Raw genomic sequence first — 15,854 nt, forward strand, 5'->3', positions numbered from 1 at the left:
ATTTTACTATGCCAATTCCAAACCACTTTTCCTTGCGGGAAAGTGGTTTTTTTATTTATCAGAGGGGGAATGATTTGTGAAGTTTTCAGAAGAATGCCGCAGCGCAGCCGCAGAATGGTGGGAGGGGAGCTTTGTCCATCCGTTCGTTCAAGGAATCGGTGACGGAACGCTTCCGATTGACCGTTTTAAATACTACGTCCTTCAGGATTCCTATTATTTAACGCATTTTGCAAAGGTGCAGTCATTTGGCGCAGCTTATGCGAAGGACCTTTTTACAACGGGGCGGATGGCAAGCCATGCTCAAGGTACATATGAGGCGGAAATGGCGCTTCATCGGGAGTTTGCCGAGCTGTTGGAAATCAGCGAGGAAGAGCGTAAGGCGTTTAAGCCGTCTCCTACGGCGTACTCTTATACATCCCATATGTACCGTTCGGTTTTGAGCGGGAATTTCGCTGAAATCTTAGCGGCCCTGCTGCCATGCTACTGGCTTTATTACGAGGTTGGTGAGAAATTGCTGCATTGCGATCCTGGGCATCCGATTTATCAAAAGTGGATTGGGACGTACGGCGGTGACTGGTTTAGACAACAGGTTGAGGAGCAAATCAACCGCTTTGATGAGCTGGCGGAAAACAGCACGGAGGAAGTGCGTGCCAAGATGAAAGAGAATTTTGTCATCTCCAGCTACTATGAATATCAATTTTGGGGAATGGCCTATCGAAAAGAAGGCTGGTCTGACAGCGCCATAAAAGAGGTGGAGGAATGTGGAGCTTCACGCCATAACGGATGACAGCAAGCCGGTAGAAGAGCTAGCGAGAATCATCATTACGATTCAGAATGAAGTTGATTTTATTCATATTCGGGAACGCTCAAAATCGGCGGCGGATATTTTGAAACTGCTCGAGCTTATTTTTGAAGGCGGTATAGATAAACGAAAGCTGGTGATGAACGGGCGCGTGGATATTGCACTTTTCTCTACTATTCACCGCGTGCAGCTGCCAAGCGGCAGCTTTTCACCGAAGCAGGTCAGAGCCAGATTTCCACACCTTCATATCGGGAGGTCGGTGCATTCACTGGAGGAAGCGGTTCAAGCAGAAAAGGAAGACGCGGACTACGTGCTGTTCGGCCATGTGTTTGAAACGGATTGCAAAAAGGGTCTTGAAGGCAGAGGAGTATCTTTGCTGTCAGATATCAAACAGCAGATTTCCATCCCGGTTATAGCCATCGGGGGGATGACGCCGGACAGGTTAAGAGACGTAAAACAAGCAGGGGCAGACGGCATCGCTGTTATGTCAGGAATTTTCTCTTCCGCTGAGCCCTTGGAAGCAGCCAGACGATATTCCCGCAAGCTAAAGGAGATGCGCTATGAAAAGGCATTATGAAGCAGTGGTGATTGGAGGCGGAATTATCGGTTCCGCGATTGCTTATTATTTGGCAAAGGAAAACAAAAGCACCGCATTGTTTGAAAGCGGAACAATGGGCGGCAGAACGACAAGTGCCGCTGCCGGAATGCTGGGCGCCCATGCCGAATGCGAGGAACGTGACGCGTTTTTTGATTTCGCCATGCACAGCCAGCGTCTGTACAAAGGTCTTGGAGAAGAGCTTTATGCATTATCCGGTGTGGATATCAGGCAGCATAACGGCGGTATGTTTAAGCTTGCATTTTCTGAAGAAGATGTGCTGCAGCTGAGACAGATGGACGATTTGGACTCTGTCAGCTGGTATTCAAAAGAAGAGGTGTTAGAAAAAGAGCCGTATGCGTCTGGTGACATCTTTGGTGCATCTTTTATTCAGGATGATGTGCATGTGGAGCCTTATTTTGTTTGCAAGGCATATGTGAAAGCAGCAAAAATGCTTGGGGCGGAGATTTTTGAGCATACGCCTGTCCTGCATGTCGAACGTGACGGTGAAGCCCTGTTCATCAAGACCCCTAGCGGAGACGTATGGGCTAATCATGTTGTCGTTGCCAGCGGGGTGTGGAGCGGGATGTTTTTTAAACAGCTCGGACTGAACAATGCTTTTCTCCCTGTAAAAGGGGAGTGCCTGTCCGTTTGGAATGATGATATCCCGCTGACAAAAACGCTTTACCATGATCACTGCTATATCGTACCGAGAAAAAGCGGCAAACTGGTTGTCGGCGCGACAATGAAGCCGGGAGACTGGAGTGAAACACCGGATCTTGGCGGATTGGAATCGGTTATGAAAAAAGCAAAAACGATGCTGCCGGCTATACAGAATATGAAGGTGGATCGTTTTTGGGCGGGACTCCGGCCGGGAACAAAGGATGGAAAACCGTACATCGGCAGACATCCTGAGGACAGCCGTATTTTATTTGCGGCGGGCCATTTCAGAAATGGGATCCTGCTTGCTCCCGCAACGGGCGCTTTGATCAGTGATCTCATCATGAATAAAGAGGTCAACCAAGACTGGCTGCACGCATTCCGAATTGATCGCAAGGAGGCGGTTCAGATATGATCCTACAGCTGAACGGTAAAGACGTGAAGTGGGAAAAAGACACAGGTACAATTCAAGACCTGCTGGCGTCTTATCAGCTTGAAAATAAAATTGTTATCGTGGAAAGAAATAAAGAAATAATCGGGAAAGAACGCTATCACGAGGTTGAGCTTTGTGATCGTGATGTCATTGAAATTGTCCATTTTGTAGGAGGCGGATGAGCATGTTAACAATTGGCGGAAAATCATTTCAATCAAGATTGCTGCTGGGCACGGGGAAATACCCATCGTTTGACATTCAAAAGGAAGCAGTAGCTGTTTCTGAGTCTAATATTTTAACCTTTGCTGTGCGGAGAATGAACATCTTTGAAGCATCTCAGCCGAATTTTCTGGAACAGCTTGATTTATCCAAATATACGCTTTTGCCGAATACAGCGGGCGCCAGCACTGCTGAAGAAGCGGTTCGGATTGCAAGGCTGGCGAAAGCGTCAGGCCTTTGTGACATGATTAAAGTTGAAGTTATCGGATGCAGCCGTTCCTTGCTGCCTGACCCTGTTGAGACATTAAAAGCGTCTGAACAGCTTCTTGAAGAAGGCTTTATTGTGCTCCCGTACACGTCGGATGACGTTGTGCTGGCGAGAAAGCTGGAAGAGCTCGGCGTTCATGCCATCATGCCGGGTGCATCTCCGATTGGATCAGGACAAGGAATCTTAAATCCTTTGAATCTGTCGTTTATTATTGAACAGGCGAAAGTGCCGGTCATCGTGGATGCTGGAATCGGCTCGCCTAAAGATGCGGCATACGCAATGGAGCTTGGAGCGGATGGCGTACTGCTCAATACGGCTGTATCGGGAGCTGACGATCCTGTGAAAATGGCTCGTGCCATGAAGCTCGCGGTGGAAGCAGGACGCCTTTCTTATGAGGCGGGCCGAATCCCGCTTAAGCAATACGGAACGGCAAGCAGTCCGGGAGAAGGTCTTCCTGTATGACGGGCAGGTATTCAAGGCAGGAGCTGTTTGCTCCGATCGGCCCATCCGGCCAGAAAAAATTGAAAGAAGCGCGCGCCGTGATTATCGGCGCCGGCGCGCTCGGAACAGCCAGTGCAGAAATGCTGGTGAGAGCGGGAGTCGGCTCTGTGAAAATTGCCGACAGAGATTATGTTGAATGGAGCAACCTCCAGCGCCAGCAGCTTTATACAGAAGATGATGTCAAAAAAGAAATGCCGAAAGCAGCCGCTGCGGAGCGCCGTCTCCGTTCGATTAACAGCGATGTTGATGTGACCGGCCTTGTCAAGGATGTGACAGCAGAAAATATCATCGAGCTGATTAGGGATGCATCGATTATTGTGGATGCGGCTGATAATTTTGAAACCCGCCTGATCGTAAATGATGCTGCGGTAAAGGAAGGGATTCCTTTTCTTTACGGTGCCTGTGTAGGGAGCTACGGCCTCACCTTTACCGTGGTGCCGGGTTCTACTCCTTGCCTGCATTGCTTGCTCGATACACTTCCGATTGGCGGAGCAACATGTGACACAGCCGGCATCATCAGTCCGGCTGTTTTGCAGGTAGCAGTCTTTCAGGTAACAGATGCACTGAAGCTGCTGACGGGAGAGGAGTGCGAGCCGGTGCTGCGCTCTTTTGATTTGTGGAAAAATGAGCGGTCAGAAGTGAGAGCAGCCAGTCTCAAACATGACGCATGCCCAAGCTGCGGCACAAAGGATTTTCCGTTTTTGTCATATGAAAATCAAACAAAAGCGGCTGTATTGTGCGGCAGGAACACGGTGCAGATCAGATCATCTATTACGAAAGAAGCGGATCTTGAAGCGCTTGCCGCTCAGCTGAGGCAGGCCGGGCTTGAAGTAGCTGCGAACCCGTATTTAATTTCCTGCCGCTCGGATGATATGAAAATGGTGCTGTTCCGGGACGGCAGAGCTTTGATCCATGGAACAAATGATATTGCCCGGGCAAAATCCATTTATCATAAATGGATTGGGTAATAAAAGGAGTGTAGTGTAATGAGTATATATAAAGCATTGACAATCGCCGGATCAGATTCAGGCGGCGGCGCAGGGATACAGGCTGATATTAAAACCTTTCAAGAGCTTGATGTATTCGGAATGTCTGCGATTACGGCGGTAACCGCTCAAAATACGCTTGGCGTTCACGGTGTGCATCCGCTGACTGTAGAGACGTTGAGACAGCAAATTGACGCTGTTGCTGAGGATTTGAGACCGGATGCAGTTAAGACGGGAATGCTCTGGAATGCCGACATGATTGAAGAAGTGGCAAGAAAAATTGACGAGTACGGATTCAATCGTGTAATTGTTGATCCGGTTATGATCGCAAAGGGCGGGGCATCCTTGCTGCGTGATGAGTCAGTTGCCACCTTAAAGGAGTTGCTCATTCCAAGAAGCTACGCGATTACGCCGAATGTCCCGGAAGCAGAAACGCTGACAGGAATGACAATCAGCTCGCTGGATGACCGGAAAAAAGCAGCGGAGCAGCTCGTCAAGATGGGTGCGCAGCATGTCATTATCAAAGGCGGGCACCAGCCTGAAGACAATCACATTACTGACCTTCTTTTTGATGGCAGCATGTTTATGCAAATCACCCATCCTTATATCAATACGAAGCATACGCATGGCACAGGCTGCACCTTTGCTGCGGCTTTAACGGCCCAAACGGCTAAAGGAGACAGCATCCATCAGGCATTTGAGATTGCGGCCAACTTTGTCCGCGAAGCGGTGGAAAATACGCTCGGCATCGGATCAGGACACGGGCCGACAAACCATTTCGCTTTTAAACGAAACAGCTTAAATACAAGCCGATGAGATCACCAGCTGATGGTGATCTCTTTTGCGTTTGCTACGGTATGCGCTTTTCATCTGGACAAGGTTATGATATGATAGGAATTAAGATCAGGTACTAATACTATGTCTTTATTAAATATAGGAGGCTTTATACATATGAATTTTTCACTTGAAGGCCGCAACATTGTTGTGATGGGGGTAGCCAACAAACGCAGCATCGCCTGGGGCATTGCGCGTTCTTTACATGAAGCGGGTGCACGTTTGATTTTCACATACGCTGGTGAACGCCTGGAGAAATCCGTTCACGAGCTTGCCGGAACATTAGACCGCAACGATTCCATCATCCTCCCTTGCGATGTTACAAACGACGCAGAAATCGAAACTTGCTTCGCAAGCATTAAGGAGCAGGTCGGTGTAATCCACGGTATCGCGCATTGTATCGCGTTTGCCAACAAAGAAGAGCTTGTCGGCGAATACTTAAACACAAATCGTGACGGCTTCCTTTTGGCTCATAACATCAGCTCATATTCTCTGACTGCTGTTGTCAAAGCGGCACGTCCGATGATGACTGAAGGCGGAAGCATTGTCACTTTGACGTACCTTGGCGGAGAGCTTGTGATGCCAAACTACAACGTCATGGGTGTAGCAAAAGCTTCTCTTGATGCAAGTGTGAAATATTTAGCTGCTGACTTAGGAAAAGAAAATATCCGCGTCAACAGCATTTCTGCCGGTCCGATCAGAACATTATCTGCTAAAGGCATCAGCGATTTCAACTCTATCTTAAAAGACATCGAAGAGCGTGCACCGCTTCGCCGCACGACAACACCTGAAGAAGTGGGCGATACAGCTGCGTTCTTGTTCAGCGATATGTCCCGCGGGATTACAGGTGAAAATCTTCACGTTGATTCAGGTTTCCATATCACTGCCCGCTAAGCAGGATCTATATCAAGCAATCCCGAATAGGGATTGCTTTTTTATTTCTTCTGATTTTCAGCTTTCTGTCATATAGATAGAATATGACACAATCGGAGGGATGAAGATGTCTAATAAGAAAAGAAACGCGGATAAAAAACCGCTCATGTATATTGTTCAGCCGGATTATGCAGAAACTACAAGGTCATCCATGCAGGAGATTGTCATCAAAAGAAAGGCCGACAAACCCGCTCCGCCAAAAGCTGAGGAAAAGCCGGCTTACCATGAGAAGCAGCAGGAGGAAGCCGTGGCACAGGATGTCCTGCAAGAAGACCAAAAGCCTGCAGCCGAACCAGTGAGTCAGCAAACACAAGAGGCGAGAGAGCCAGAGAACATAAAAAGCCAGGAGGAACAGAAAGCAGAGCCGCAGGCCGTAGAAGAAACCGTTGAACACGAGCCCCCGAAAGCAGAAAAAAAGGAAGAGCCTGCACTTGAGACCCGGAAGCCTGAGAAAGAACCGGAAGCTGTCCATAGTGCTGATAAAGCGGAGGAAAAAGCACCGCCGGCACGAAAAGTGAAAAAACCGATGAGCAAGATGACGATCCACGAAAAAATTGATTTTTTAACAAAGCTGCCTCATAACATGCCGAGAGCGCTTTGTTTGATTGAAGCCAATGGAAGAACGTACAGGGGCGTGATTGTCGGAAGAAGAAATGATTCCGTCCTGCTTCGAACAACAGGAAACGGAGCCCCAACCGAACTGGCAATCGATGATATTACCTCTTTGCACCCGCTCGGTTTTTAACGAAAAAGAAAAAAGCTGCCCGGCTGATGTTGCCGGACAGCTTTTTTACATAGAGAAAAGCCTGCAGGCCTGCAAGCTTTTCCAGCTTATGATTAATGATGATGTGTACGATTGATTAATCGAGGATTTAAGCAGTTGATTGCGCAGAAGCAGTCTAAGTCAACTTCAATACAGTAGTTCGTTTTTTCGAGTCGGAACACTTCACACACCGTATCTTTATCGGTGAAGTCCAAAATGTGTTTGTGTTCGTCAAATGCGATTAATAATGACAGTGTTGCGCAGCTTCCATGCACTCTTTCAACCCTGAAAAATACTGTATTAAAGCAAGGGCCGTTATCGAGTTCGCCGACATTTCCGAAGGCGACTAATGGCGTTGATTTTGATGTAAATATTGCAAAAGGCACTGTGTCGCCTAACGAATGGCTTACAGATAAAAGCTTAGAGTGGCAGCCGGTCGGGCAGTCTTCTTCAACAGCGTTTTGCAGATCTTCAATATTTTCTACAGCTTCACGCACGCAGCTTGATGTTTTCTGGCTCATATTATCCCTCCTGCCTTATAAATTTGAGACTGGCGAAATGATGGAGAGTCAGCTGCCTCACGCTGGAAGCAGCTGAATGATTTGCACCTGTAATAGAGTTTGGAAGGGGATTCCTCTTTACAAGTGTTTATCCATTGTGATGATGCTTTTTATCTTTATGAGGCGATGTTCTGTCAACTAGCTCTGGTGACAGGCACTGAATCGCGCAGAAGCATCCGAGATCCACTTCAATGCAGAAATCTGTTTTTTCTAGCCCGAAGAAATCCGGGTCGCAAGGGTGGCAAACACTTAAGGTATCGCCTTTGACATCGACCGGGCGTAAAATAGAAAGTGTTGCACAGCAATCGCATAATTTTTCGACGCGGAAGAAAATGGATTCAAAGCATTGCATATCATCCACAAATCCCCCTACGTTTCCGAATGTGGAGAACAATCCGCCTTTTTTATCAAAAACGAGAAACGGAATTGTGTCTTTTCCAGCAATCGTAGGGTTTAAAAGGTTGGTATAGCAGCCAGTCGGACACTGTTCTTCAACTGCCTCCTGCTCTGCTAAAATCTTTTCCACTGCATCGCATACACAGTTCTCATGCCGGCCATGGGTTTTTCCGCAGCTCATTGATTTCAGCTCCTTCTTTATAGGGTATTTGACTTTAGTCCTTAACAACATATGTACCCGTGCCCCACTTGGTGTGGGTGAACGTCTATATATTCATCATATGCTTGGAAAATAAGAAAAAGCAGAGCGTTTTTAGCTCTGCTTTTAGGTTCTAGAGGACAAGAGTGATAACTAGGATGGCTACGAGTGTATTTGTTGCTGTAGAGATAAGGGTTGCGATATCGGCATCTACTGTTGTGACGTTTACGCCGCGGGAACATTCGATGAGAAGTTTTTGGCGGTTTACTTGTTTGTTGGCTGTAAGCTGTAACAAATCTTGTGCGACTAATTCGGCAATTACGCCGTCTGCAATTGATGTCAGAGTTGCCGTTACGACAGCGGCATTAAGTGCTGTTACAACTGATGTTACGGCTTGAACGTCTGTAGATGTAACATTGATGTCACAAGAATCTCTAATAATAATCGTTTCATCTGATACTTGTTTGTTGAGATTTGCTTGAGCTAGATCTTGGTCGATGAAGGCGTTGTCGTTGCCAAAAAAACCATTGCCATTACAGCAAACGTCGCAATGACATTTTCTTTCGTGTTTTTCTTTATCTTTCTCTTTGTCATCTAACGGATGGTCACAGTCAGGATCAAGTGCAACCCAAGAATATGGTCTGCTTTCCATATCTATTCCTCCTTTTCTTTTACTGTTATTAAATGAGCGAGCCTCTTATTTTGACTGAGTCATATATCCTGATGAAGAACCCTATTTTTTTTATGATTGGCTAATTGTTATCGTTTTTCCGTCTTTGTCTGATCTGTTCAATGAGCTGCTCTCTGCGGCTTAGCGGTTTTGTGTTTTGCTCTTGCACGGCTGCTTCTTCTTTTTTCTTCTTTTGGTTTTCTATTAGCGCTTGTGATTTAGCTTGTAAGTCTTTTACAAGATTTAAGAGCATTTCTTTTTCTTCGTCTGATACTTTTTTCATTTTGTCTTTCGTGACACCATGTTTAGAAAATATATTTTGGACCAGCATTTTCGTCATTGGATCAACTTCTGGAAGCTTTGCAAGCTCTTCTTTGAATTTATCGTTATCTGACATTTGTTTTCACCTCGTCTTTTAAGTTTGTGAAAAAGAAAGGGTTAAAGGACGTCAAGTTCACTAAGAATGCTGTTTAACACCTGAAGCAAGATTTGTACAAAGGTTATTATCTCGTCGGCAGACAAAGTAATTTTGATGTTGCGGCTGTTGATAATTTTAATGATGGTTCTTTTTTTGATTTGTGAGCTATCGAGAATAAGAATTTCACTTGCCACTGCGTCAGCCAAATCCTCGTCGGCGATGACGAGCTGAGTCGCCACGATAATCATGGTTGTCACAAAGGCTTGTATAGAAAGGGCAGCTGTTATATGTGACGTGTCAATTGTGATATTTTCGCAATCAATCACTTCGATCTGCTGTTCGAATTCGCTTGATAATTGCTCAAATATTGCAGGGTGCAGGGATTCGACTTTTTCTTCAAATGACATAACCTTCACTCCTTTCTTATCCATACTCTATATAATGCAAATGGGGTGCAGAGCGGAATAATAAAAATAACCAATTTTCTGCCGGACAAGATACAATTCATGAAGAATAGGGTTTTGGCATATATGTGAAGGGATCATGATTGGCAAAGGAGTGAACGAGTGGTTATAAATGGGCTGACAATTGTTCTTCTATCGCTTGCGGTCTTTCGGCTCGCCCGCCTGCTGGTGTTTGACACGATTATGGCGCCGCTTCGCAGTCTGTTTCATGAAGAGAAGGAAGAAAAGGATGCGGACGGGAATATTCAAACCTATATCGTGATTAAAGGAACCGGTGTCAGGGCGTTTATTGGTGAATTGCTGAGCTGCTATTGGTGCACAGGCGTGTGGTGCGCCGGCTTTTTGATTTTATGCCAGGCGTTGATCCCGCAAGCGGCGCAGTGGCTGATTTTACTTTTGGCGATCGCCGGCCTTGCCGGCATCATAGAAACGCTCGTATCAAAATGGCTGCAAGAATAAGGCGTTACCACCAGCAACTTTCTGTCAGAATACGCATAAAGTAGCATATATGACATAAGGAAAGGAAGGGGACAAAAATGAATCAACATAATAAACCTTCCCAAAAATCTCCATATACAGATTCATCGTATCAATCAAAAAAGATAAAAAAGAAAGGCTGCGGGTGCGGAAATAAAAAGAAAAAGCCTCAATAGCCTGGCAAAGAAACCGGAGAACTCCGGTTTTTTGTTTTTTTAACGGGGCGGCCTCGCTCAGCATATATCATAAGCGGGGGGATAAAAGTGAATGAGTTTGAAAAATGGATAGAAGGAAGATATGAACCACACGAACAAAAGCAAAAAGAGTATGAAGACACGATGGGTCGCATCAGAAATGACTTGGATGCATTTGATAAAGCCGGTCTGGAATTTGAAGATGAGATTGAAGAGCTGGCTGAAAAAACGGAGGCCTTACTTAAAAAACATCAAGCTCAATATGATCAATCGTAAATCCGCAAACGCCCTATGCGAATATCCAAGCCGATCCAAGCAGCTCACATAGTGTATAGAGAGTAAAGGAGGTGCTTATCTATGGGCTTTGGATACGGATTCGGCGGCGGCTACGGCGGCGGCTGTTATGGCGGTTATGCTGGCGGTTACGGCGGCGGCTATGGTTCAACATTTGTTTTGTTGGTCGTATTATTCATTCTCCTCATCATCGTAGGTGCATCTTTCTTTTAAGATGTATTGAGGAAGTACGGGTTATAACCCGTGCTTCCTTGCCTTGTGTTTATTTTTAAAAATGTTGGAAAAGCACATTGTATTATGTGCATTCATACAATACCGTATTACTCCGCCAAAAGGAGGCGCATTATGGATAATCAATTTTTTAAGAACATCGAAAAGAAAACAGGTGTGAAGATGCAGGATGTAATGAATCTTGCCGGATCACTCCAAAACGCTAATTTTAAAGATGAAAATACAGTGCGCAGTGTGATTAACCGCGTAGCGCAGATGGCAAACAGACGCGTGCCAAAAGAATTAGAAGATAAAATTGTGGAATCTATTACAAGCGGAAAAGAAAAGCTTGATTTTGGCACGATTTCTAAAATGATGGATAATAAATAAGTGGATGGCCTGGCTGACTCACTGCAGCGGGCCTTTTTTTACCGTAAAAACCCGGCAGTAATCTGCCGGGCTGTTAATGATGCAAGGGCTGTCTTGCTTTCTGTAGCAGGGGATACAAAAATCTTGAGCGGTTGGCTGTTTTGCCGCGCCTGTTAGCGGGGCAAGACAAATATAAATGCTGTTTCGCCCGGGTCATGGCTACATATAAAAGGCGTCTTTCCTCCTCAAGAGCGGCCTCGTCTCCTTTTCTTGCCGTTTCTAATGAGAAATCGTGCGGAATCGAGCCGTCTACAGTGCCTAACACGTAGACTGTTTTGAATTCAAGGCCTTTTGACCGGTGAATGGTCATCAGCTGAACGCCATGTTCATCCGTTCTGTTTTTCTCAGCGGCCCTCATATGGTCTACGTGGGCAAGAAAGTCAGGAATCGTTTTGAACTTCTTGGCGACAACCTTGATGTCGCGCAGGTCATCGGAACCTTTTTCCAGCTTGTTGCCCTCATTGCCCCGCTTTTTTAAATACTCGGAGAAGCCCATTTTTCCTTCTGCAAAGGTGATGGCTTCTAAGGGTTTCATTGTGCGGAGGCTTGCGAAAAACGGTACGATTTTCTTGATTTTGTCCAGCTGGAATGGCTTCAGATCAGGCAATTTGGCCAGCGCTTTGATCATGGTACAGTCCTCTGTAATCGAGAGCGCCTTCAGCGTATTCAAAGCGGACTGTTTTAAAAACAAGGCGGGAAGCAAGTGATTAATCGCTTCGGTGTCATCCTCATTTTGGCTGGCGTACAAGTAGGCGAGAATCTGGCGGACGATCCGTCTGCTGTAAAACGATTGGACGCCGCGGTCAGCTGTATACGGAATTGACGATTGATGAAGCCTCTCATAAATAGCACGGCCTCCGCTGTTTGTGCGGTAAAGAACCGCAAAGTCATCTGGACTGGCTCCGTTTTGAATTTTTTCTTTGATATCGGAAACGACCATTGTGGCTTCTTCCTCTTCATCATAAGGATAAAACAGCACAGGGACCTGAATGTCATCGCGGGCCGCTTCAAGCGTTTTGGCATATCTGTTTTTGTTCTTTTTCACGACGATATCAGCACTAGAGACGATCGGGTGCGTAGACCTGTAGTTCGCAGTTAAATAGATCGTCTTCGCTCCCGGATAATCTTTTTGAAAATCAAGAATGAAAGACGGATTGCTTCCGCGAAACGCGTAGATGGACTGGTCATCGTCTCCGACACAGCACAGGTTTTGCTCCGGGCTGGCGAGCATTTGCATGATTTTGTATTGAACCGGATTAATGTCCTGAAACTCATCAATTAAGATATACGTAAACCGAGATTGATATTGTTCCAGAAGGTCAGGCCGCTCGATAAACAATTCATAGCAGGCTGAAGCCATGTCATCAAAATCAAATTGGCTGTGTTCTTTTTTCTGGCGTTCATAATGTTCATATAAACGATAAACTTGTTTTTCCCACTCATCTTTTAGAGGGATGCGTTCATTTGGGACATAAGTGTTTTTCCAAAAACCGATCTGCTGCAGGGCTTGGTCAACTGGGAATTCTTTCTCATCGATGCCCTCTTCATAGAGTGCTTTTTTGATATATTGTTCCCGCTGCCACTCCATTTTCAGCAGATGCTCACCGTTCCATTTAGCAGAATTAGAGTGATACAAGATCTTATAAAACAGACTGTGGAATGTTCCTGTCACAAGTCTTCTGACTTTTGCCGGCTGTAATCCGTACTGGTTCGCCATACGCTCTTTCATTTCAGCGACAGCTTTTGTTGTAAAGGTGACAAGCAGCATATTTTCAGGCGGTATGCCTAAGTGTTCGATCATGTGGGCGGCACGGGCTGTCAGCACCCGTGTTTTTCCGCTCCCCGCACCTGCAAGCACGAGCAGCGGGCCCTCTGTTTCTGTGACAGCTTTCAGCTGATCCGTGTTTAAACCGACAGACGGAAAAAGGCTCGTATTGGGTTCTATTGTTTTTGGCACAAATGGTGTTCCTGGTTTAATGCTTCTAGGACGGTGCCATTCCGTAACAGCTGGGGACGGGTCAGCGGCGATCGCTTTTCCCTTGGGTAAACGAATGACACCAGATTCCTGATCGTCTTCTTTTTTTTCCTCTTTAGAGGGCTTCGGTTCGCACGCCTCCTCACATGCCGGAAAATCGCCTGGCTGGCGATGGATAAACTCTGGCGGATCGGCGATGTTAAGCCGTAACAAAACGGGCTTTCCGCAATGAGAACAAAATAAATGTCCTTTTATTCCCTCTTCAAAGAGGAATTGATAATGTTCTCTCGAATATGTATGTAAATGTATGATTCTATCATTCAGTCGGGCGCATTTCAAAAAGGGGTCCTCCCAATCAAAAGGTGTTCATTACAGACAATGACTATCATATCAAAAGAAATGTGTTTCAAAAAGTAAGTTTAAGGGAAAAGAGACAGCAGAGGGGTGGGTATTGTATGATATATGCAGGTCAAATTCAGAACCAGCAATACGCTCAATATGCTAATAGAACGATTGGACATAAGCAGGATTATGCCGGAACCGAAAAAATCAGCTATGTCCCGTTTCAGCGGGTATACAAAGAACTGGAAAAGCAGCAGGAGAATCAAACGGCCGCTGAAAGAAAAGTACACGAGGCAAAACGTAAGCGCTCTCTTTATAAGAGATTGCGAGAAAAAGGAATGGGCACATATATTAATCGATATGTATAAAAAACCGTTCATACCAGAGAACGGTTTTTTATATGCAGAAAAAATCCGGATCTCAAAAGATCCGGATGCGTTCAGTCCTTCATCATTTGTAAGTGCGGAATGCCGGCATCGAGGAATTCTTTTTCAGAAAGCACGCGATACCCGTGTTTCTTGTAAAACGGCACAGCCTGTGTTTGCGCGTTTAAAATGAAACCGGAAGCGCCTCCGTCTGCCGCGGCTTTTTCGAGCGCTTTCATAATGATGCCGCCGACACCGGCTGAGCGGTGGCTTTTCAGTACGCAAATCCGCTCTAACTTGCCGTAGCCGTCCTTCATGCGCCATCTTCCGGCGCCGACAGGCTTTTCACCGTCATACACGACGATATGCTCTGACTCATTTTCAAGTTCGTCAATTTCTTCTTCAGCAGGCACGTTTTGTTCTTTGACAAAGACTTCTTCTCTTACATAGAATGCATCTTTCAGTTGTTCTTCATTTTTTGCGATAACTGCTTTCAAACATTATTCTCCTCTGCCTAGCAAGAAGGTTTCATATACTGTCCACGATCCGTTTTCCAGCTGGTAAAGCAAGTGGAAACGGTCAACGATTTCTTCATGCGACACTTCCTGCATTTTTAATTGTCCCAGCACATCTGAATGCTCATCGTCGGAAAGGTTTTGGCCGACCGTCACATGCGGAACGAAATTATATTCCTGTTCTCCTGCCAACACACCGGTGTATAGCTTTTCATTGAGTGTTTTTAACTCTTCCGTCGGTTCTGCTTTGATGTAAATGACATTATTGACAGGCGCAAATGAGCTGTATTTTGTCATTTTGAGAACGAGTGGGTGGGACTCTTTTGCGATGTTTCTTAAATGTGATACGAGCTGATCCGCTTTCTCCTCCGCGCATTCAAAGGATGCTCTCAGCGTCAAATGAGGCGGGATCAGAGAGTAGCTTGGGTCATAGCGCTTTCTGTAAGAGTTTGCAAGGTCTTGGAGCTTTTTTGATGGAAATAAAACGATTCCGTATTTCATATTATGTCCCTCCTGGAAATAAAGTATGATAGAGTGTTAAAGCATTTTTTTCAGCGCCGGGGTGATGAGCGGCTGCCAGTATGTCCATTTGTGGTCTCCGTCAAATGGCTCAAAATAATAATCGGAAAGCTTCTTCTCCAGCAGCTGTTTCAGCTCCTGGTTCGGTTCTGTAAAGTCCAGAATGTTCCCGTCTGTCGTGTGGACGTCAGTTTCTTTTGTTCCAATTTGGTGATAAATAGAGAGGTGTTTGATATCATCTGACTGATTCACGGCTTCTAGTATATGTTTGTCAACATAGGGAGACTGCATGATGATGTTGCCAAACATATTCGGATAATCAAGCGCTGTCATAAGTGATACGGTCGCTCCGAGCGAATCACCGATCAGGGTTCGGCCATAACCGATCTGATAGGTTGGATACTCATCATCTGCAAAAGGAACGAGCTCATGGGCGATGAACCGTTTATACGCCGAAAATTTTGAACCCTCCGGATGATAGGTGTTTCTGCGCTCTTTTACATCCTTATAGGGAACACCGATAATAATGCTCCGGTCTATTTCGTGTTTCGACAGCAATTCCTCAACCTGTCTGCCGATTCTCCCCAGCCTGAAATAATCGTGGCCGTCCTGCGCGATAATGACATGGTATTTATAAAGCGGGGAGTAGTTGGACGGCAGATAAACAAGCAAGGTCATTTCCTCGTTAAGCTCTTTTGAAAAGAATTTCTTTTCTTGCACTGTGCCGTTTTTCGGTGCCATAAAAACATTCCTCCAGGACATCACTATACTTTCTTGCATTTTCAATTATTGTACCATGAATTATTTGAAATTTCTCTCTTTAAACGGTTCGG

23 protein-coding genes are annotated in these 15,854 nt (G+C 45.7%); 14 read left to right on the plus strand and 9 right to left on the minus strand.

What is annotated here, in order from left to right; genetic code table 11:
- Positions 1–76: 76 nt before the first annotated feature.
- The 9 genes from tenA to cotO all read left to right on the plus strand — a co-directional run bounded on the left by tenA (position 77) and on the right by cotO (position 6,976).
- Positions 77–787 carry a thiaminase II gene (gene tenA, locus CW370_RS01580; RefSeq protein ID WP_014476446.1) on the plus strand — a complete coding sequence of 237 codons (711 nt, stop codon included), beginning with the start codon at positions 77–79 and terminating at the stop codon, positions 785–787.
- Positions 762–1,379 carry a thiazole tautomerase TenI gene (tenI, locus tag CW370_RS01585; RefSeq protein ID WP_029945997.1) on the plus strand — a complete coding sequence of 206 codons (618 nt, stop codon included), beginning with the start codon at positions 762–764 and terminating at the stop codon, positions 1,377–1,379. The genes tenA and tenI overlap by 26 nt, the downstream gene beginning before the upstream one ends.
- Complete coding sequence (gene thiO / locus CW370_RS01590; protein ID WP_024573479.1) at positions 1,363–2,472, plus strand: glycine oxidase ThiO; 1,110 nt, start codon at positions 1,363–1,365, stop codon at positions 2,470–2,472. The genes tenI and thiO overlap by 17 nt, the downstream gene beginning before the upstream one ends.
- Entirely contained in the window at positions 2,472–2,672 is a 201-nt protein-coding gene (gene thiS / locus CW370_RS01595) for a sulfur carrier protein ThiS (protein ID WP_072173897.1), read from the plus strand. Before thiO ends, thiS begins: the two co-directional genes overlap by 1 nt.
- Positions 2,669–3,439, plus strand: coding sequence for a thiazole synthase (gene thiG, locus CW370_RS01600; RefSeq protein WP_080262691.1), 771 nt, complete (start codon positions 2,669–2,671; stop codon positions 3,437–3,439). The genes thiS and thiG overlap by 4 nt, the downstream gene beginning before the upstream one ends.
- Complete coding sequence (gene thiF / locus CW370_RS01605; protein WP_101169459.1) at positions 3,436–4,446, plus strand: thiazole biosynthesis adenylyltransferase ThiF; 1,011 nt, start codon at positions 3,436–3,438, stop codon at positions 4,444–4,446. Before thiG ends, thiF begins: the two co-directional genes overlap by 4 nt.
- Before the next feature lie 18 nt (positions 4,447–4,464).
- Entirely contained in the window at positions 4,465–5,280 is an 816-nt protein-coding gene (gene thiD, locus CW370_RS01610; protein ID WP_024572871.1) for a bifunctional hydroxymethylpyrimidine kinase/phosphomethylpyrimidine kinase, read from the plus strand.
- Between the two features lie 135 nt (positions 5,281–5,415).
- On the plus strand, positions 5,416–6,192 hold the full coding sequence (gene fabI, locus CW370_RS01615; protein WP_003232896.1) for an enoyl-ACP reductase FabI: 777 nt from the start codon (positions 5,416–5,418) through the stop codon (positions 6,190–6,192).
- A gap of 100 nt (positions 6,193–6,292) precedes the next feature.
- Positions 6,293–6,976: a spore coat protein CotO gene (gene cotO, locus CW370_RS01620; RefSeq protein WP_080262653.1), complete on the plus strand. Its 684-nt coding sequence runs from the start codon at positions 6,293–6,295 to the stop codon at positions 6,974–6,976.
- Positions 6,977–7,068: 92 nt separating this feature from the next.
- On the opposite strand, the gene cotZ is transcribed toward cotO, so the two are convergent.
- The 5 genes from cotZ to cotV all read right to left on the minus strand — a co-directional run bounded on the left by cotZ (position 7,069) and on the right by cotV (position 9,644).
- On the minus strand, positions 7,069–7,515 hold the full coding sequence (gene cotZ, locus CW370_RS01625) for a spore coat protein CotZ (protein WP_003244982.1): 447 nt from the start codon (positions 7,513–7,515) through the stop codon (positions 7,069–7,071).
- Between the two features lie 127 nt (positions 7,516–7,642).
- Positions 7,643–8,131 carry a spore coat protein CotY gene (cotY, locus tag CW370_RS01630; RefSeq protein WP_003239243.1) on the minus strand — a complete coding sequence of 163 codons (489 nt, stop codon included), beginning with the start codon at positions 8,129–8,131 and terminating at the stop codon, positions 7,643–7,645.
- A 151-nt stretch (positions 8,132–8,282) separates the two neighbouring features.
- On the minus strand, positions 8,283–8,801 hold the full coding sequence (cotX, locus tag CW370_RS01635) for a spore coat protein CotX (protein WP_003244668.1): 519 nt from the start codon (positions 8,799–8,801) through the stop codon (positions 8,283–8,285).
- Positions 8,802–8,901: 100 nt separating this feature from the next.
- Positions 8,902–9,216: a spore coat protein CotW gene (gene cotW, locus CW370_RS01640; RefSeq protein WP_024572403.1), complete on the minus strand. Its 315-nt coding sequence runs from the start codon at positions 9,214–9,216 to the stop codon at positions 8,902–8,904.
- A 41-nt stretch (positions 9,217–9,257) separates the two neighbouring features.
- A complete protein-coding gene (gene cotV / locus CW370_RS01645; protein ID WP_003244871.1) occupies positions 9,258–9,644 on the minus strand; it encodes a spore coat protein CotV in 387 nt (128 codons plus the stop codon).
- Between the two features lie 159 nt (positions 9,645–9,803).
- Here cotV and yjcA point away from each other — a divergent pair, with 159 nt between their 5' ends.
- From yjcA to spoVIF, 4 genes are all read left to right on the plus strand, one after another.
- Positions 9,804–10,160 (plus strand): sporulation protein YjcA, encoded by a 357-nt coding sequence (gene yjcA, locus CW370_RS01650; RefSeq protein ID WP_003232879.1) that lies wholly within the window; start codon positions 9,804–9,806, stop codon positions 10,158–10,160.
- 281 nt (positions 10,161–10,441) lie between these two features.
- Positions 10,442–10,648, plus strand: coding sequence for a hypothetical protein (locus tag CW370_RS01655; RefSeq protein WP_024572402.1), 207 nt, complete (start codon positions 10,442–10,444; stop codon positions 10,646–10,648).
- 81 nt (positions 10,649–10,729) lie between these two features.
- The gene (yjcZ, locus tag CW370_RS01660; RefSeq protein ID WP_003232872.1) at positions 10,730–10,879 is read left to right on the plus strand and encodes a sporulation protein YjcZ; all 150 of its coding nucleotides are present in this window, start codon (positions 10,730–10,732) and stop codon (positions 10,877–10,879) included.
- A 132-nt stretch (positions 10,880–11,011) separates the two neighbouring features.
- Entirely contained in the window at positions 11,012–11,266 is a 255-nt protein-coding gene (gene spoVIF / locus CW370_RS01665; protein ID WP_003232870.1) for a sporulation-specific transcription regulator SopVIF, read from the plus strand.
- A gap of 73 nt (positions 11,267–11,339) precedes the next feature.
- Here spoVIF and CW370_RS01670 read toward each other — a convergent pair whose 3' ends face one another.
- Positions 11,340–13,619, minus strand: a complete 2,280-nt coding sequence (locus CW370_RS01670) for an ATP-dependent helicase (RefSeq protein ID WP_157829188.1) — start codon at positions 13,617–13,619, stop codon at positions 11,340–11,342.
- A gap of 116 nt (positions 13,620–13,735) precedes the next feature.
- Here CW370_RS01670 and CW370_RS01675 point away from each other — a divergent pair, with 116 nt between their 5' ends.
- Positions 13,736–13,990 (plus strand): hypothetical protein, encoded by a 255-nt coding sequence (locus tag CW370_RS01675; RefSeq protein ID WP_024573369.1) that lies wholly within the window; start codon positions 13,736–13,738, stop codon positions 13,988–13,990.
- Positions 13,991–14,061: 71 nt separating this feature from the next.
- Here the strand turns inward: CW370_RS01675 and CW370_RS01680 are convergent, their stop codons facing one another.
- The 3 genes from CW370_RS01680 to CW370_RS01690 are packed head-to-tail and all read right to left on the minus strand — an operon-like array spanning position 14,062 to position 15,762.
- The gene (locus CW370_RS01680) at positions 14,062–14,484 is read right to left on the minus strand and encodes a GNAT family N-acetyltransferase (protein ID WP_003245407.1); all 423 of its coding nucleotides are present in this window, start codon (positions 14,482–14,484) and stop codon (positions 14,062–14,064) included.
- A gap of 3 nt (positions 14,485–14,487) precedes the next feature.
- Complete coding sequence (locus tag CW370_RS01685) at positions 14,488–15,003, minus strand: YjcG family protein (protein ID WP_003232861.1); 516 nt, start codon at positions 15,001–15,003, stop codon at positions 14,488–14,490.
- A 36-nt stretch (positions 15,004–15,039) separates the two neighbouring features.
- Positions 15,040–15,762, minus strand: coding sequence for an esterase family protein (locus CW370_RS01690; protein WP_024573370.1), 723 nt, complete (start codon positions 15,760–15,762; stop codon positions 15,040–15,042).
- Positions 15,763–15,854 lie beyond the last annotated feature (92 nt).

Source organism: Bacillus sp. SN32, assembly GCF_002837495.1.
GTDB lineage: Bacteria > Bacillota > Bacilli > Bacillales > Bacillaceae > Bacillus > Bacillus subtilis.

Bases quoted from the DNA above. Each gene is read 5' to 3' on its own strand.
- thiO (WP_024573479.1), top strand. From the start codon at position 1,363: ATGAAAAGGCATTATGAAGCAGTGGTGATTGGAGGCGGAATTATCGGT.
- thiG (WP_080262691.1), top strand. From the start codon at position 2,669: ATGAGCATGTTAACAATTGGCGGAAAATCATTTCAATCAAGATTGCTG.
- thiF (WP_101169459.1), top strand. From the start codon at position 3,436: ATGACGGGCAGGTATTCAAGGCAGGAGCTGTTTGCTCCGATCGGCCCA.
- thiD (WP_024572871.1), top strand. From the start codon at position 4,465: ATGAGTATATATAAAGCATTGACAATCGCCGGATCAGATTCAGGCGGC.
- fabI (WP_003232896.1), top strand. From the start codon at position 5,416: ATGAATTTTTCACTTGAAGGCCGCAACATTGTTGTGATGGGGGTAGCC.
- cotO (WP_080262653.1), top strand. From the start codon at position 6,293: ATGAAGATGTCTAATAAGAAAAGAAACGCGGATAAAAAACCGCTCATG.
- cotZ (WP_003244982.1), bottom strand. From the start codon at position 7,515: ATGAGCCAGAAAACATCAAGCTGCGTGCGTGAAGCTGTAGAAAATATT.
- cotY (WP_003239243.1), bottom strand. From the start codon at position 8,131: ATGAGCTGCGGAAAAACCCATGGCCGGCATGAGAACTGTGTATGCGAT.
- cotX (WP_003244668.1), bottom strand. From the start codon at position 8,801: ATGGAAAGCAGACCATATTCTTGGGTTGCACTTGATCCTGACTGTGAC.
- cotW (WP_024572403.1), bottom strand. From the start codon at position 9,216: ATGTCAGATAACGATAAATTCAAAGAAGAGCTTGCAAAGCTTCCAGAA.
- cotV (WP_003244871.1), bottom strand. From the start codon at position 9,644: ATGTCATTTGAAGAAAAAGTCGAATCCCTGCACCCTGCAATATTTGAG.
- yjcZ (WP_003232872.1), top strand. From the start codon at position 10,730: ATGGGCTTTGGATACGGATTCGGCGGCGGCTACGGCGGCGGCTGTTAT.
- spoVIF (WP_003232870.1), top strand. From the start codon at position 11,012: ATGGATAATCAATTTTTTAAGAACATCGAAAAGAAAACAGGTGTGAAG.
- CW370_RS01675 (WP_024573369.1), top strand. From the start codon at position 13,736: ATGATATATGCAGGTCAAATTCAGAACCAGCAATACGCTCAATATGCT.
- CW370_RS01685 (WP_003232861.1), bottom strand. From the start codon at position 15,003: ATGAAATACGGAATCGTTTTATTTCCATCAAAAAAGCTCCAAGACCTT.
- CW370_RS01690 (WP_024573370.1), bottom strand. From the start codon at position 15,762: ATGGCACCGAAAAACGGCACAGTGCAAGAAAAGAAATTCTTTTCAAAA.